This window comes from Microbacterium sp. ARD32, from assembly GCF_031844385.1.
Taxonomy (GTDB): domain Bacteria; phylum Actinomycetota; class Actinomycetes; order Actinomycetales; family Microbacteriaceae; genus Microbacterium.
In genome coordinates this window covers 1,288,915-1,302,975 of sequence record NZ_JAUZVD010000001.1, presented here as the reverse complement: position 1 = coordinate 1,302,975, position 14,061 = coordinate 1,288,915, and the positions used below count along the sequence as shown (strand labels likewise).

General features: G+C 69.7%; 16 protein-coding genes. 15 read left to right on the top strand and 1 reads right to left on the bottom strand.

Annotation, left to right across the window (positions count from 1 at the left end):
- Positions 1–49: 49 nt before the first annotated feature.
- The 13 genes from rpsD (at position 50) to Q9R19_RS06105 (ending at position 11,518) form a co-directional block, all read left to right on the top strand.
- On the top strand, positions 50–679 hold the full coding sequence (rpsD, locus tag Q9R19_RS06165; RefSeq protein WP_099196950.1) for a 30S ribosomal protein S4: 630 nt from the start codon (positions 50–52) through the stop codon (positions 677–679).
- 62 nt (positions 680–741) lie between these two features.
- On the top strand, positions 742–930 hold the full coding sequence (locus tag Q9R19_RS06160) for a hypothetical protein (RefSeq protein WP_311255445.1): 189 nt from the start codon (positions 742–744) through the stop codon (positions 928–930).
- Between the two features lie 68 nt (positions 931–998).
- Positions 999–3,659, top strand: a complete 2,661-nt coding sequence (alaS, locus tag Q9R19_RS06155) for an alanine--tRNA ligase (protein WP_311255444.1) — start codon at positions 999–1,001, stop codon at positions 3,657–3,659.
- Positions 3,656–4,138 carry a Holliday junction resolvase RuvX gene (gene ruvX, locus Q9R19_RS06150; RefSeq protein WP_311255443.1) on the top strand — a complete coding sequence of 161 codons (483 nt, stop codon included), beginning with the start codon at positions 3,656–3,658 and terminating at the stop codon, positions 4,136–4,138. Before alaS ends, ruvX begins: the two co-directional genes overlap by 4 nt.
- The gene (gene mltG, locus Q9R19_RS06145; protein ID WP_311255442.1) at positions 4,131–5,480 is read left to right on the top strand and encodes an endolytic transglycosylase MltG; all 1,350 of its coding nucleotides are present in this window, start codon (positions 4,131–4,133) and stop codon (positions 5,478–5,480) included. Before ruvX ends, mltG begins: the two co-directional genes overlap by 8 nt.
- 1 nt (position 5,481) lies before the next feature.
- Positions 5,482–6,306: a shikimate dehydrogenase gene (locus Q9R19_RS06140; protein ID WP_311255441.1), complete on the top strand. Its 825-nt coding sequence runs from the start codon at positions 5,482–5,484 to the stop codon at positions 6,304–6,306.
- Between the two features lie 4 nt (positions 6,307–6,310).
- Positions 6,311–7,540 carry a chorismate synthase gene (aroC, locus tag Q9R19_RS06135; RefSeq protein ID WP_311255440.1) on the top strand — a complete coding sequence of 410 codons (1,230 nt, stop codon included), beginning with the start codon at positions 6,311–6,313 and terminating at the stop codon, positions 7,538–7,540.
- Positions 7,527–8,057, top strand: a complete 531-nt coding sequence (locus Q9R19_RS06130) for a shikimate kinase (RefSeq protein ID WP_396653466.1) — start codon at positions 7,527–7,529, stop codon at positions 8,055–8,057. Before aroC ends, Q9R19_RS06130 begins: the two co-directional genes overlap by 14 nt.
- A complete protein-coding gene (gene aroB, locus Q9R19_RS06125) occupies positions 8,054–9,133 on the top strand; it encodes a 3-dehydroquinate synthase (RefSeq protein WP_311255438.1) in 1,080 nt (359 codons plus the stop codon). The genes Q9R19_RS06130 and aroB overlap by 4 nt, the downstream gene beginning before the upstream one ends.
- The gene (locus tag Q9R19_RS06120; protein ID WP_311255437.1) at positions 9,130–9,651 is read left to right on the top strand and encodes a GNAT family N-acetyltransferase; all 522 of its coding nucleotides are present in this window, start codon (positions 9,130–9,132) and stop codon (positions 9,649–9,651) included. Before aroB ends, Q9R19_RS06120 begins: the two co-directional genes overlap by 4 nt.
- A gap of 113 nt (positions 9,652–9,764) precedes the next feature.
- Entirely contained in the window at positions 9,765–10,229 is a 465-nt protein-coding gene (locus Q9R19_RS06115) for a hypothetical protein (protein WP_311255436.1), read from the top strand.
- Positions 10,230–10,262: 33 nt separating this feature from the next.
- Positions 10,263–10,709 carry a type II 3-dehydroquinate dehydratase gene (locus tag Q9R19_RS06110; protein WP_311255435.1) on the top strand — a complete coding sequence of 149 codons (447 nt, stop codon included), beginning with the start codon at positions 10,263–10,265 and terminating at the stop codon, positions 10,707–10,709.
- Positions 10,710–10,714: 5 nt separating this feature from the next.
- The gene (locus Q9R19_RS06105; protein ID WP_311255434.1) at positions 10,715–11,518 is read left to right on the top strand and encodes an acyl-CoA thioester hydrolase/BAAT C-terminal domain-containing protein; all 804 of its coding nucleotides are present in this window, start codon (positions 10,715–10,717) and stop codon (positions 11,516–11,518) included.
- A gap of 89 nt (positions 11,519–11,607) precedes the next feature.
- On the opposite strand, the gene Q9R19_RS06100 is transcribed toward Q9R19_RS06105, so the two are convergent.
- Complete coding sequence (locus Q9R19_RS06100) at positions 11,608–12,852, bottom strand: DUF222 domain-containing protein (RefSeq protein WP_311255433.1); 1,245 nt, start codon at positions 12,850–12,852, stop codon at positions 11,608–11,610.
- 200 nt (positions 12,853–13,052) lie between these two features.
- On the opposite strand from Q9R19_RS06100, the gene efp reads away from it, so the two are divergent.
- On the top strand, positions 13,053–13,616 hold the full coding sequence (efp, locus tag Q9R19_RS06095) for an elongation factor P (protein ID WP_311255432.1): 564 nt from the start codon (positions 13,053–13,055) through the stop codon (positions 13,614–13,616).
- 1 nt (position 13,617) lies between these two features.
- Positions 13,618–14,028 carry a transcription antitermination factor NusB gene (gene nusB / locus Q9R19_RS06090; RefSeq protein ID WP_311255431.1) on the top strand — a complete coding sequence of 137 codons (411 nt, stop codon included), beginning with the start codon at positions 13,618–13,620 and terminating at the stop codon, positions 14,026–14,028.
- Positions 14,029–14,061 lie beyond the last annotated feature (33 nt).

Here is a 14,061-nt window from a genome sequence, read left to right as displayed (position 1 = left end):
ACGTCCGCGAGTCGTGAGAGACACGACCGCGTCATGGAAGGAACACTTCGTGGTCACGAAGTCCCAGGACCGCCGCAAGGTCCGTCTCAGCCGCGCGCTGGGCATCCCGCTCACCCCGAAGGCCGCTCGCTACCTGGAGAAGCGTCCCTACGCTCCCGGCGAGCACGGCCGCACCAAGCGCAAGGCCGACAGCGACTACGCCGTCCGCCTGCGTGAGAAGCAGCGTCTGCGCGAGCAGTACGGCATCCGCGAGAAGCAGCTGCGCATCGCGTTCAACGAGGCCCGCCGCAAGGACGGCCTGACCGGTGAGAACCTGGTCGAGCTGCTCGAGATGCGCCTGGACGCCCTCGTGCTGCGCGCCGGTTTCGCCCGCACCACCGCACAGGCCCGCCAGCTGGTGGTGCACCGCCACATCCTCGTCGACGGTCAGCTCGTCGACCGCCCGTCCTTCCGCGTGAAGCCGGGTCAGCTCATCCACGTCAAGGCGAAGTCCGAGGCGCTCGAGCCCTTCCAGGTGGCAGCCGCCGGCGGTCACGCCGAGGTGCTGCCCCCGGTTCCGGGCTACCTCGAGGTCGAGCTCGACAAGCTGCAGGCCCGCCTGGTGCGTCGTCCGAAGCGCGCCGAGGTCCCCGTGACCTGTGAGGTGCAGCTGGTCGTCGAGTACTACGCGGCTCGCTGATACAGCATCCATCAGAGAGGCGTCGGGGGATTCCCCGGCGCCTCTCGTCGTAGGATGGCGGAATGAAGAATCTGCTCTGGTTCCTGATCGGTGTGATCGGCGGTTTCGTCGCCGCGCACTTCATGAACAAGGACCCCCGCGGTCAGGAGATCTTCGCCGACATCGACGCGCGCATCTCCGAGTTCACCGGCATCCTCGGTGAGGCCTACCGTCAGCAGGAGGCGCGTCTCGCCGACTCCGCAGACGACTGACCCGCACTTCCCACACCCCGTCGCGTCTTCGGGCGCGGCTCCGCCACGCAAGGAAACCCACGAGCACTATGAGAACCGCGGAGATCGCGCAGCGCTACCTCGCCTACTTCGAGAAGAACGACCACCTGATCGTCCCCTCGGCGTCGCTGGTCAGCGATGATCCGTCACTGCTGTTCACGGTGGCCGGCATGGTGCCGATGATCCCGTACCTCACGGGCGTCGTTCCCGCGCCGCACCCCCGCATCGCCGATGTGCAGAAGTGCATCCGCACGAACGACATCGAAGAGGTGGGACGCACCGCCCGCCACGGCACCTTCTTCCAGATGCTGGGCAACTGGTCGTTCGGCGACTACTTCAAGGAAGGCGCGATCCGCTACGCCTGGGAGCTGCTGACCTCCTCCGAGTCGGACGGCGGGCTCGGGTTCGACGAGAAGAACCTGTGGGTCACGGTGTACGAGACCGACGATGAGGCCGAGTCGATCTGGCGCGACGTCATCGGCCTGAAGCCCGAGCGCATCCAGCGCCTGGGCCGCGCGGACAACTACTGGAACACCGGCCAGCCGGGGCCCGGCGGGCCGGACTCGGAGATCTTCTTCGACCGCGGCCCGGAATACGGTCGGGACGGCGGCCCGGCGGTGGACGACACGCGCTTCATGGAGATCTGGAACCTCGTGTTCATGCAGGACTTCATCGACAACATCCGCGGCAAGACCGAGTTCGACATCGTCGGAGACCTGCCGCAGAAGAACATCGACACCGGCATGGGCCTGGAGCGGGTCGCGTTCCTCAAGCAGGGCGTCGAGAACATGTACGAGATCGACCAGGTGCGACCGGTGCTCGATCGCGCGGTCGAGCTCTCGGGCCGCACCTACGGCGCCGCGCACGAGGATGACGTGCGCCTGCGGGTGATCGCCGATCACGTGCGCTCCGCGCTGATGCTGCTCTCCGACGGCGTGCGTCCCTCCAACGAGGGGCGCGGCTACATCCTGCGCCGCCTGATGCGGCGCACGGTCCGCGCGATGCGGCTGCTGGGCGTGGACGCGCCGTCGTTCCCCGAGCTGTTCGAGGTGTCGAAGGACGCGATGAAGAGCGCCTATCCGGTGCTCGAGCAGGACTGGCAGACGCTGTCGTCCGCCGCCTTCGCCGAGGAGGAGACGTTCCGCCGCACGCTCGCGCAGGGCTCCACGATCCTGGATCTGGCGCTGGATGAGACCAGGCGGTCGGGCGGTTCGATGCTCAGCGGATCCGAGGCGTTCCTGCTGCACGACACCTACGGCTTCCCGATCGATCTCACGCTGGAGGTCGCCGAGGAGGCCGGACTCGACGTGGACCGCTCCGCCTTCGACACGCTCATGAAGGAGCAGCGCGAGCGCGCGAAGGCGGATGCCCGCAACCGCAAGCGTCAGCTGGCCGACGTCTCGGTCTACCGCGACCTGCGGGCTCAGGGCGAGACGACCTTCGCCGGGTACACCGACCTGCAGACCGATTCCCGCATCCTGGGCATCATCGTCGACGGCGCACCCGCGCAGTCGGCATCCGAGGGCCAGGTCGCCGAGGTGATCCTGGCCGAGACGACGCTGTACGCCGAGTCCGGCGGTCAGGTCGCCGACAAGGGCACGATCGTCGGCGCCGGGTTCGAGCTCGACGTCCTCGACGTGCAGAAGCCGGTCCCCGGGCTGATCAGCCACACGGTGCACGTCGCCTCGGGCAGCGTCGCCGTCGACGATCGCGCGACCACCGTCGTCGACGCGGCCAACCGCCGCGCCGCACGCCAGGCGCACTCCGCCACGCACCTCGTGCACGCGGCACTGCGCGACACGCTCGGCAAGACCGCCACGCAGTCCGGCTCGCTGAACCGAGCCGGCTACATGCGCTTCGACTTCGCCTGGTCCCAGCCGCTGTCGGCGCAGACCCGCTCCGAGATCGAGGACATCACCAACCGCGCCGTCAACGACGCGCTCGAGGTGACGACCCGCGTCGTCTCCCTGGACGAGGCCAAGGAGGCCGGCGCCATGGCGCTGTTCGGCGAGAAGTACGGCGACGTGGTGCGCATGGTCGACATCGGCGGCCCGTGGTCGCGCGAGCTGTGCGCGGGCACGCATGTGTCGTCGAGTTCGGAGATCGGGCTGGTCAGCGTGGTGGGCGAGTCGTCGGTCGGCGCGTCCAACCGCCGCATCGAGGCTCTCGTCGGGCAGGACGCGTTCCGCGAGCTGGCGGCCGAGCGCACTGTGGTCTCGCAGCTGTCGGCCGCGCTGAAGGCACCCCGCGATCAGCTCTCGTCCCGCATCGAGGAGCTGCAGGCGAACCTGAAGTCCGCAGAGAAGCGCATCGCGCAGTTCGAGGCCAAGGAGCGCGAGGGACGCGTGCCCGCGCTGGCCGAGGCGGCGCGGCACGCCGGCTCGTACCGTGTCGTGGCCACCTCGCTCGGCGAGATCGGCTCGGCGGACGACGTCCGCACCCTCGCGCTGAGCGTGCGCGAACGGCTCGGAGCGGATGCCGCGGTCGTCGCGCTCGGAGGCGTGGCGGGCGGTCGGCCGATCGTCGTCGTCGCCACGAACGACGCGGCGCGTGCCGAAGGCGCCAAGGCCGGCGCGCTCGTGCGCGTCGCGGCCGGCGTGCTCGGCGGCGGCGGTGGCGGCAAGGACGATGTCGCCCAGGGCGGCGGAACGGACGCCTCCGCTCTGGATGCCGCGCTCACGGCGGTCGTCGCGGAGCTCTCCGCAGCGTGACCGGCTTCCGTCGGGGCATCCGGCTCGGCATCGACGTCGGGAAGGCGCGCGTCGGCGTCGCCCGCTGCGACCCCGACGGGATGCTCGCCGTCCCGGTGGAGACGGTCGCCCGATCGGAGACCTCGATCGACCGGATCGCCGAGCTGGCGCGCGAGTGGGAGCCGCTGGAGCTGGTGGTCGGCCTTCCCGTCAACCTGCGCGGCGAGGAGACCGCCTCGACCGTGGATGCGCGTGAGTTCGCGGCGCAGCTGGCACGTCGCACGGGGATGGCCGTGCGGCTGGTCGACGAGCGCCTCAGCACGGTGACCGCTCACGCCGCACTGCGATCCTCGGGCAGAACTCAGAAGAACTCTCGTAGCATTGTGGATCAGGTGGCCGCGGTCGTGCTCCTGCAGCACGCGGTCGACTTGGAGAAGAGCACCGGGAACCCCGCCGGCGCTGTGATAGACCTCGACGAGGAGCCCACGCACGATGCCTGATCCCGACGCATCCTCGGGCCTGGGAGACCTGTTCGAGAACCTCCCCACCGCGGCATCCGGACTGCCCGAGCGCGCGCAGCGCGACGCCCCGCCGCCGGGGTCGCGCCGCGCGATGCGCGAGGCACGCGCCGCCGCGGACCGGAGCGCCGACGAGGTCGTGCCGCCGCAGCCCGCCGAGGCTCCGGAGCCGACGGCTCCTTCTCCGAGCGAGGCGGCGCAGGAATCGTCCTCGATGGAGGACCTGTTCGCCCCCGAGCAGCACCGCGAGGTGCCGCGCAAGCGCGGTCGTGGACGCCTGATCGGTCTGATCATCGTGCTGGTCGTGCTCGGTGGCATCGCCGCCGGCGGCGCATGGGTCTACAACACGTATCAGGACAAGATCAACGAGATGATGGGCTGGGGCGAGCCCAAGGACTACGCCAGCGGCGAGGCCACCGGCGAGGTGCAGGTCACCATCATGAAGGGCGACACCGGCTCGCCGGTCTCCACGGCGCTGTTCAAGGCGGGCGTGACGAAGACAGATCGCGTCTTCTACGACTACCTGATCAAGGAGAAGCCGACCGCCACGTTCTACCCGGGCGTGTACAAGTTGCAGAAGCGGATGACGGCGGAGGCCGCGCTCAAGGCGCTGGAGGACCCGGAGAACCGCATGGCCAACACCGTGCGCATCGCGGAGGGCGGCACGATCGAGTCGTCGCTGCCGCGCATCGTCGACGGCGTTGGCCTGGCTCTCGAGGATCTGCAGGCCGCCGTGAAGGACCCCGCCGCCTACGGCGTGCAGGCGGCATCGCTCGAGGGCTGGCTGTTCCCCGCGACCTACACGTTCGACCCCGGTGCCACCGCGACGGATGTCATCCAGCGCATGGTGGACCGCACCCGCGAGTCGCTGTCCAAGGCGGGCGTGCCCGACGCCGACGCCCAGCGGGTGCTCACGATCGCCTCCATCATCGAGCGCGAGGCGCGCACACCCGACTTCACGAAGGTGTCGCGGGTGATCCAGAACCGCCTCGACGACGGCATGAAGCTGCAGATGGACTCCACTGCGCAGTACGGCTACGGCGAGCTGCACGCGGGCAAGGCGAGCACCTCGAAGGAGGCACAGCACGCCGAGAACGACTGGAACACGTACGCCATCACGGGGCTGCCCGCGACGCCGATCTCCAACCCCGGCGACGCGGCGATAGATGCGGCCATGCACCCCGCCGACGGAACGTGGCTGTACTTCGTCACAGTGAACATGAGCACGGGGCAGACGGTGTTCTCGGACACCTACGCCGAGCATCAGCAGGCGATCAAGCAGATGCGCAGCTGGTGCCGGGCCAACCCCGATACGGGCTGCTGAGGTGGGCGAGCGCTCGCGCCTGGCCGTGTGGGGCGACCCGATCGGGCACAGCCGCTCGCCCGCGCTGCATCGCGCCGCCTACGCGCGGCTGGGGCTGGGCTGGGAGTACGAGCGGCGGCGGGTGGATGCCGCCGGCTTCGCGACCGCACTGAGCGGACTCGACCGCACCTGGCGAGGGCTGTCACTGACGATGCCGCTCAAGGAGCGCGCGCACGACGCGGCGGGTGACCTCGACGCGCACGCACGGCTGACGGGTGCGGTCAACACGCTGCTGCTCGGCGCGCGCCTGCGCGGCTTCAACACCGACGTCGGCGGCATCGTCGACGCCTTCCGCGGCGCGGGCGTGCACGCCCTGGACAGGGTGCGCATCCTCGGGGCCGGGGCGACGGCGGCCTCGGCGCTGGTGGCGGCTCGCGAACTCGGCGCCGACCGCGTGGAGGTGCGCGCACGTCGCCCCGAGGCCGCGCAGCGGCTGCAGCGCATCGGCGCTGCGCTGGCGGCCCACGTCTCCGTGGTGCCCTTCGACGCCTCCGCCGGCGATGTCGACGCCACGATCGCGACCCTGCCCAGCGGCACGGCGCTGGATGCCGCTGTCGCGGAAGCCCTGACCGCGGCGGGCGGGGTGCTGTTCGAGGCCGCCTACGCGCCCTGGCCCTCGGCCCTCGCTGCTGGCTGGACGACGACGCCGGTGATCTCCGGCTTCGAGATGCTGCTGCACCAGGCGGTGCGGCAGATCCGCATCTTCCTGAACGGCGAGCAGGACGTGCCGCTGCCGGACGAGGACGTCATCGTGGCCGTCATGCGCCGCGCGGCCATGGAAGACTAGAGCCATGCTCCGCGTGCTCACGGCCGGCGAATCGCACGGCCCCGAACTCATCGCCGTCATGGAGGGACTGCCTTCGGGTGTCCCGGTGCTGGCGGAGGCCGTCCAGGCCGATCTGCAGCGCCGCAAGCTCGGCTACGGGCGCGGTTCCCGGATGAAGTTCGAGCAGGACGAGCTCACGATCTCCGGCGGCGTTCGCCACGGCCTGTCACTGGGAAGCCCGATCGCCCTGCGCATCGGCAACACCGAGTGGCCGAAGTGGACCGAGGTGATGAACCCCGCACCCACCGAGCTGACCGAGAAGTCCCGTGGCCGAGGTGCCGCGCTGACGCGCCCTCGTCCCGGGCATGCCGATCTGGTCGGCATGCAGAAGTACGACTTCGACGAGGCCCGTCCGATCCTGGAGCGGGCCAGCGCCCGCGAGACCGCAGCTCGCGTCGCCCTGGGGGCGATCGCCCGCGCCTTCCTGTCGGAGCTCGGCATCCGGCTGGTCAGCCACACCTTGTCCATCGGCCCGGTCCAGGTGCCGGACGGCACGCCCCTGCCCTCGCCCGACGACGTGGAGAGGCTGGATGCCGATCCGCTGCGCTGCTTCCACGCCGAGACCTCGCAGCGCATGGTCGCAGAGGTCGACGCGGCACGCAAGGACGGCGACACGCTCGGCGGGATCGTCGAGGTGCTCGCGTACGGACTTCCGCCGGGTGTCGGCTCGCACGTGCACTGGGACCGCCGGCTGGACGGGCGCCTCGCGCAGGCACTGATGAGCATCCAGGCCATCAAGGGCGTGGAGGTCGGGGACGGCTTCGAGACCGCCCGCCGCCGCGGTTCGGCCGCGCATGACGAGCTCTTCGAGACCGCGGAAGGCATCGCCCGCGGCTCCGACCGCGCCGGCGGCACCGAGGGCGGCATGACGACGGGCACGGTACTGCGAGTCCGTGCCGGCATGAAGCCGATCGCCACCGTGCCGCACGCGCTGCGCACCATCGACGTCGCGACGGGCGAGCAGGCCACCGCCCACCACCAGCGGTCCGACGTGTGCGCCGTGCCCGCGGCGGGCGTCGTCGCCGAGGCGATGGTGGCGATCGAGCTGGCGAACTCCGTGCTGGAGAAGTTCGGCGGCGACAGCATCCGCGAGACCCGGCGCAACCTCGATGCGTACCTCGCCGGCATTCCCGACGCGCTGCGGACGGCTCCCGCGTCGGAGGCGGCGCTGCTCGCTCATGATGAGCTCTCCTGAGCCCTCGGAGCGCCCGCTGACGACCGTCCTCGTCGGGCCGATGGCCGCGGGCAAGACGAGCCTGGGCCGCAAGGTCGCCCGCATGCTGGAGGTGCCGTTCACCGACACCGACAAGCGGATCGCCGCGGAGCACGGGCCGATCCCGCAGATCTTCGACGCGCACGGCGAGCGGCACTTCCGCAGACTGGAGCGCGAAGCCGTCGCCGTGGCGATCACCGAGGGCGGCGTCGTCTCACTGGGCGGGGGAGCGGTGGCGGATGCCGCCACGCGGGCGCTGCTCGCGCAGCATCCGGTGGTCTTCCTGACCGTGTCCGCGGATGCGGTGCGACGGCGGATCGGCGGCAGCACGCGCCCGCTGCTGGCCGGCGAGGACGACCCGGTGGAGCGCTGGCGGACGATATTCGATGAGCGTCGCGCCTGGTACGAGGAGGTCGCGGATCTCACCGTCGACACCTCGCGCAGGCCGATGCGGATGCTGGCGGAGAGCATCGCCGCCTGGAGGAAGGAACAGCCATGAGCGTGAAGACCATCAGCGTGACCGGGCAGGCGGAGTACGACATCACCGTCGGCCGCGGCATCCTCGACCGGGTGCGGACGGCGCTGGACCCGGCGGTGCGCAAGGTGCTCGTCGTGCACCCGCCCACGCTGGCGAGCCGCGCGGCCGAGCTGCGCGACCGGCTGCTGGCGGACGGCTCGCTGCAGGTGCTGCTCGCCGAGATCCCGGATGCCGAGTCCGGCAAGCGGATCGAGGTGGCCGCCTTCTGCTGGCAGGTGATGGGGCAGGCCGACTTCACCCGCACGGATGCCGTGATCGGCTACGGCGGCGGCGCGGTGACAGACCTCGCGGGCTTCGTGGCGGCGACCTGGCTGCGCGGAGTGCAGGTGGTTCAGGTGCCGACCACGGTGCTCGGGCTCGTGGACGCGGCCGTGGGTGGCAAGACGGGTGTCAACACGAACGAGGGCAAGAACCTGGTCGGCGCGTTCTGGGCACCGCGCGCGGTGATCGGCGATCTCGAGGAGCTGAGCAGCCTGAGCGCGAACGAGGCGACGGCCGGATACGCCGAGGTCGTCAAGGCCGGCTTCATCTGGGCTCCCGAGATCCTCGACATCATCGAAGCCGATCCGGCACGAACCGTCGACACCGCGACCGACGAGTTCCGTCGCACGATCGAGCTCGCGATCGAGATGAAGGCGCGAGTCGTCTCGGATGACTTCCGGGAGGCGGGGCTGCGCGAGGTCCTCAACTACGGGCACACGCTCGGTCACGCCATCGAGCACACCGAGCGCTACCAGTGGCGGCACGGCGCCGCCGTCTCGATCGGGATGATGTACGCCGCCGAGCTGTCCCGGCTGGCGGGTCGGCTCTCGGATGCCGCGGTCGACAGGCACCGCAGCGTGCTGGAGTCGCTGGGACTGCCCACCACCTACCGTGCCGGCGCGTGGAACACGCTGCTGGCCACGATGCAGCGCGACAAGAAGGCGCGCGGCGGGATGCTGCGGTTCATCCTCCTTGATGACATCGCCAAGCCCACCGTGCTGCAGGCTCCTGACGAGTCGCTGATGTTCGCCGCATATCAGGAGATCGCCGCGTGACCATCAGCGTGCGTCGCGTCGAGGCATCGGAGTGGCGTGAGGTGAAGACGCTGCGTCTTCGGGCGCTGGCCGACGATTCCGCTCCCATCGCGTTCCTCGACACCGTCGAGAACGCAGCTGCGCAGCCCGACGGCTACTGGCAGGAACGGGCGAGGAACGCGGCGGGCGACTCGGCCGCGGCGCAGATCGTTGCGATCTCGGAAGACGCCGACTGGATCGGCTCGGTCACGGTGATTCCGCATCGGGCGCACGCGGACGCGGGGCTGATCGTCGGCGTGTACCTCGCTCCCGAGCAGCGCGGGCAGGGCGTGTTCGAGGCGATGCTCGACGAGGCATCCGACTGGGCGGCCTCACGCGACCTGCGCGAGCTGTATCTCGAGGTGCATGTCGACAACCAGCGCGCACAGGCCGCCTACCGCCGGAACGGATTCGAGAAGTGCGGTGAGCTGACCACCGAGGGCTTCGGCGCCGAGTACGAGATGCGGCGGTCGGTGCCGCGGGTCAGGAGGACGTGCTGATCGAGGTCGCGGACTCGGGTCTGCGCGACGCGGGCAGCAGCGCGCAGACGAGCACCGCCACGGCGGAGAGCCCGGTCACCCCCGATCCTGACGCGAGCTGATACCGTCCGATCATGCACAGATGGGCGTGTATGGCGGGACTGCTGGTAGTGGTCTCCTCGCTGTCGGCGTGCGGTACGGCGCCCACTGACGAGGGCGGTTTCGGGCTGGGGACGCTGTCGTCCGAAGACGCGGTGCGCGCGGCGGACGCGGCAGGCGTGGTCGAAGGCCCCCTGCAAGGGTGGCTCGCGGTGAGCTCCAGTGGATGCTTCCATTGGAGCGGGGACATCGGCGACGGGGCGTGGATAGTCTGGCCGGATTCTGCGCGGCTCGACGACGCAGATGGGGCCCGCGTGGTGCTGGAGAACGGTGAGGTGATCGCCGCCGGTTCGACGCTGTCGGGCTTCGGGGCGATCATCGCACTGGAGGATCTTCCACAGGGCGACGAGCGCGACTCGTACTTCGGCTCGTTCGGTGGCTTCTGCGGTGCGGGCGAGACGGGCGTCGTGCTGCTGAGCGAAGTCACAGCGTCCGGCTGATCCTCATCGGGCCACGCTGATAGTGTGCGGATCGTGACCGCATCTCACCGCCTCATGCTGCTCAACGGCCCGAATCTCAATCTGCTCGGCACGCGCGAGCCCGAGGTGTACGGCACGGCGACGCTCGCGGATGTCGAGCAGCTGGTCGCGGAGGTCGCCGGGGGGCTCGGATACGAGGTGCGCGCCCTGCAGAGCAACCACGAGGGCATTCTCATCGACGCGATCCACGCGGCGCGTGAGGACTGTGCGGCGATCCTGATCAACCCGGGCGGCCTGACGCACACGTCCGTCGCGCTGCGCGATGCGCTGACCGGAGTGAGCCTGCCGTTCGCCGAGGTGCACATCTCGGATGTGTACGCCAGGGAATCCTTCCGCCAGTTCTCTTACCTGGAGAATGTCGCGGCCGTACGCGTGGTCGGCAAGGGCATCGACGGGTACGCCGAGGCGGTGCGGGAACTGGTCGCGCAGATCGGCGAGTAGCGGCCATGGTGGCATCCGAGGATCGGTTCGAAGCCGTTCCTGCTGCGCCGAACGGCACCGGCGTGCTGCTGCTGGCCGGATCGAGCGGCCGGGTGGAGCGCGAGCGCGCCGAGCTGCTGGCGACGACGGGCGCACGCGTGCGCGCGATCCGGTGGTTCGGCGGTGAGGGCCAGCGGCCGAGTCCGCACGAGGTGCCTGTGGAGCTCTTCGCGTCAGAGATCGAATCGCTGCTGCGCGAGGTGGATCGGATCGTGCTGTTCGGCACGTCGTTCGGCGCGGAGGCCGTCCTGGTCACGGCGAGCAGGTACGCCGTGGATGGTGTGATCGCGGTCGCGCCGTCGTCGGTGGTGTGGGCCGGTGCGGATGCCGGATCCTGGTCATCGCACTGGACGCACGGGGGAGAGCCGGTGCCATACGTGGCGTTCGATCCCTCGTGGTCGCCGAAGACCGACCCGCCCGCCTTCGTCTCGCTCTATGAGACGAGTCTTCTGCTGGATGCTGATGCGACGGCGGCCGCCCGGATTCCGGTGGGGGACATCGCCGGCGAGGTGCTGCTGATCGCCGGCGGCGACGATCAGGTGTGGCCGAGTGCGCGCTTCGCGGCGGAGGTCGAGGCCGCACGGTCCGAACGCGGTCTCGTCACGACGGTGGTGACGCACCCCGGCGCCGGACATCGGCTGCTGCTGCCGGGGGAGTCGCCGGCTGTCGGCGGAGTCGCGATGCGCCGTGGCGGCTCACCCGAAGCGGATGCCGAGCTCGGCGCGCGCGCATGGCCGGAGATCCGCCGGATGCTGCAGGCAGCTCGTTGAGGGTGCTTCGGCAGACGCAGCAGTCCAGCCCCTTGAACTGCGGTGTCGGCGCGCAGTCGTTGGGTCGCTGAGCCTGTCGAAGCGTCGAGTCAGAACGGCGGAGGGGCGGTGCTCTCGAAGCCGGTAGGGGAGACGACCTGAACCGATCTGCCGGGTCTGGTCCGATACCGGATCCGGGTGCGATGTCGGAGCTTGTGATCGCGCGGGCAGAGCGGACGCAACTGCCGGATGTCGGTCGTGCCGCCCTGCGACCAGGGTCGATCGTGATCGAGATCGGCATCGACCGCGAGGCGCATGCACCCGTCACGAGAGCAGGTGCCGTGCTGAAGGACCAGCCAGTCGCGTTGCGCCGCGGTAGGCCGGTAGGTGCGGCGGTCCATGTCGACGATCACGCCCTTGACCGGGTCGGTGATCACCCGGTGGAACCCGCGGGCGTCGAGGAACAGCTGCTTGGCGGTGATCGCATCCAGCGTGTCGCCACCGACGATGGTCGCCTGCTCCACCGGAACGGGATCGCCGGCAAGCAACTGCACGGGAACTGTGACGAACACCTTGGTCTTCACCGCGGTGGCAGTGCCGACACCGCGCAGCCAGGCGCTGAAGAGGTCTGCGCGGATCTGATCCCGGGTGCGTTCCTCCCGCTCGTCCTTCTGGGTGTGCTTGGCTGTGGCAGTCAGGCGTCGCATCGCCGCGACCGCTTCGTGAGTGGGGAGCAATGCGGTGATCCACGACATGCCGTCACCGGCGGAAGCACGGATGACCTTCCGATCGGCCATGGCTCGGGTGTGACGACGAGCCGCGGAATCACCGGTGATCCGGTCGACGAGCTTCTTCGCCTTATGGCGCAGCTGTGCCACTGAGCAGTCGATCACCCAGTCCTGCGCGGACCGGTCCAGCAGTGCAAGCGCCTCGGCCTCGGCATCCAGAACCTCCTGCGGTGCACCCATCGGGGCGGCGAGCGGGCCGGATGCGGCGACCACGACGCTCACGCTGTACATCGACGCGAACCCGTCCCTGGCGCGCTGCCACAGCAGCGGCAGGTCTCGACGCGCGGTCTCGGTGGCCGAGCACAGCTCCCGCACTCGCTCCTGCGACAGGCGCAGTCGCAGCGAGAGCTCGAGCATCACCGCGCGCTCCGCCATCTCGGCATCCGCGTCGATCGTGTAGATCTCGGGATGGCGGCGGGTGAACTCCACGGCATCGGCGAGCCGCTCGGCCTGTCTGGCCGCATACCGATTCGTGTCCACCTCGGAGCACCTCACATCATCGAGAAGCGCGCCCAGCGCTTCGCCCGCGGACTGCGGTGCGAAGCCGGTGCGCTCATCGATGGCCATGATTCCAGTATAGAACAGATGTTCGAACAGGGCAAGGCTCGCACAGGTATTACCGCGACCCTTCGACAGGCGCAGCAGCCGGGGTTCGACAGGTTCGCGGGTGGGCTCCGCGGCATCCGATAGAATCGACTCTCGGTCACTTCTCTGCGCGCATCCGCGCTCGACCATTGAACCTTCGAAACGAACGGACTCGCACCCGCATGGCATCCACTGCAGACATCAGGAACGGCGTCGTCATCAAGATCGACGGACAGCTCTGGAGCGTCGTGGAGTTCCAGCACGTCAAGCCCGGCAAGGGCGGCGCGTTCGTGCGCACCAAGCTGAAGAACGTCGTCTCGGGCAAGACCGTCGACAAGACCTACAACGCCGGCACCAAGATCGAGATCGAGAACGTCGACCGGCGTGACTTCCAGTACCTGTACACCGACGGCGACAGCTTCGTGTTCATGGACCAGGAGGACTACGACCAGATCAACGTCCCGGCCGCCACCGTCGGCGACGCCGCACACTTCATGCTCGAGAACCAGCAGGTGCAGATCGCGCTGAACAACGGCAACCCGCTCTACGTCGAGCTCCCGGCATCCGTCGTGCTCGAGGTCACCTACACCGAGCCGGGCCTCCAGGGCGACCGCTCGTCGGCCGGCACCAAGCCCGCCAAGCTCGAGACGGGTTACGAGATCCAGGTACCGCTGTTCCTCGAGCAGGGCACCAAGGTCAAGGTCGACACCCGCACGGGCGACTACCTCGGCCGCGTGAACGACTGAGTTGAGCGCACGCACCAAGGCGCGCAAGCGCGCCCTCGACATCCTCTTCTCCGCCGACGTGCGCGGGGAGGAGCTATCGGTCGCCCTGGCCGCCGCTGCCGCCAGAGCGGCCAGCGAGCCGGCACGGCAGAGCTCGTGGCTGTACGCACGCGAGATCGTCGACGGCATCGTCGATCACCGTGACGAGGTCGACGAGCAGATCACGACGCACAGTCGCGACTGGAAGATCGAGCGGATGCCCGCAGTCGATCGCGCCCTGCTCCGCATCGGCACCTGGGAGATCCTCTTCAACGACGAGGTGCCCACGGCCGTCGCGATCGATGAGGCGGTGGAGCTGGCCAAGGAGCTCTCCACCGAGGACTCCGGCGCCTTCGTGCACGGCGTGCTCGCCAGGATCGACCGCGCGCGCTGAGAGCGTGCTCACTGAGGGCGTGCTCTGAGCGCA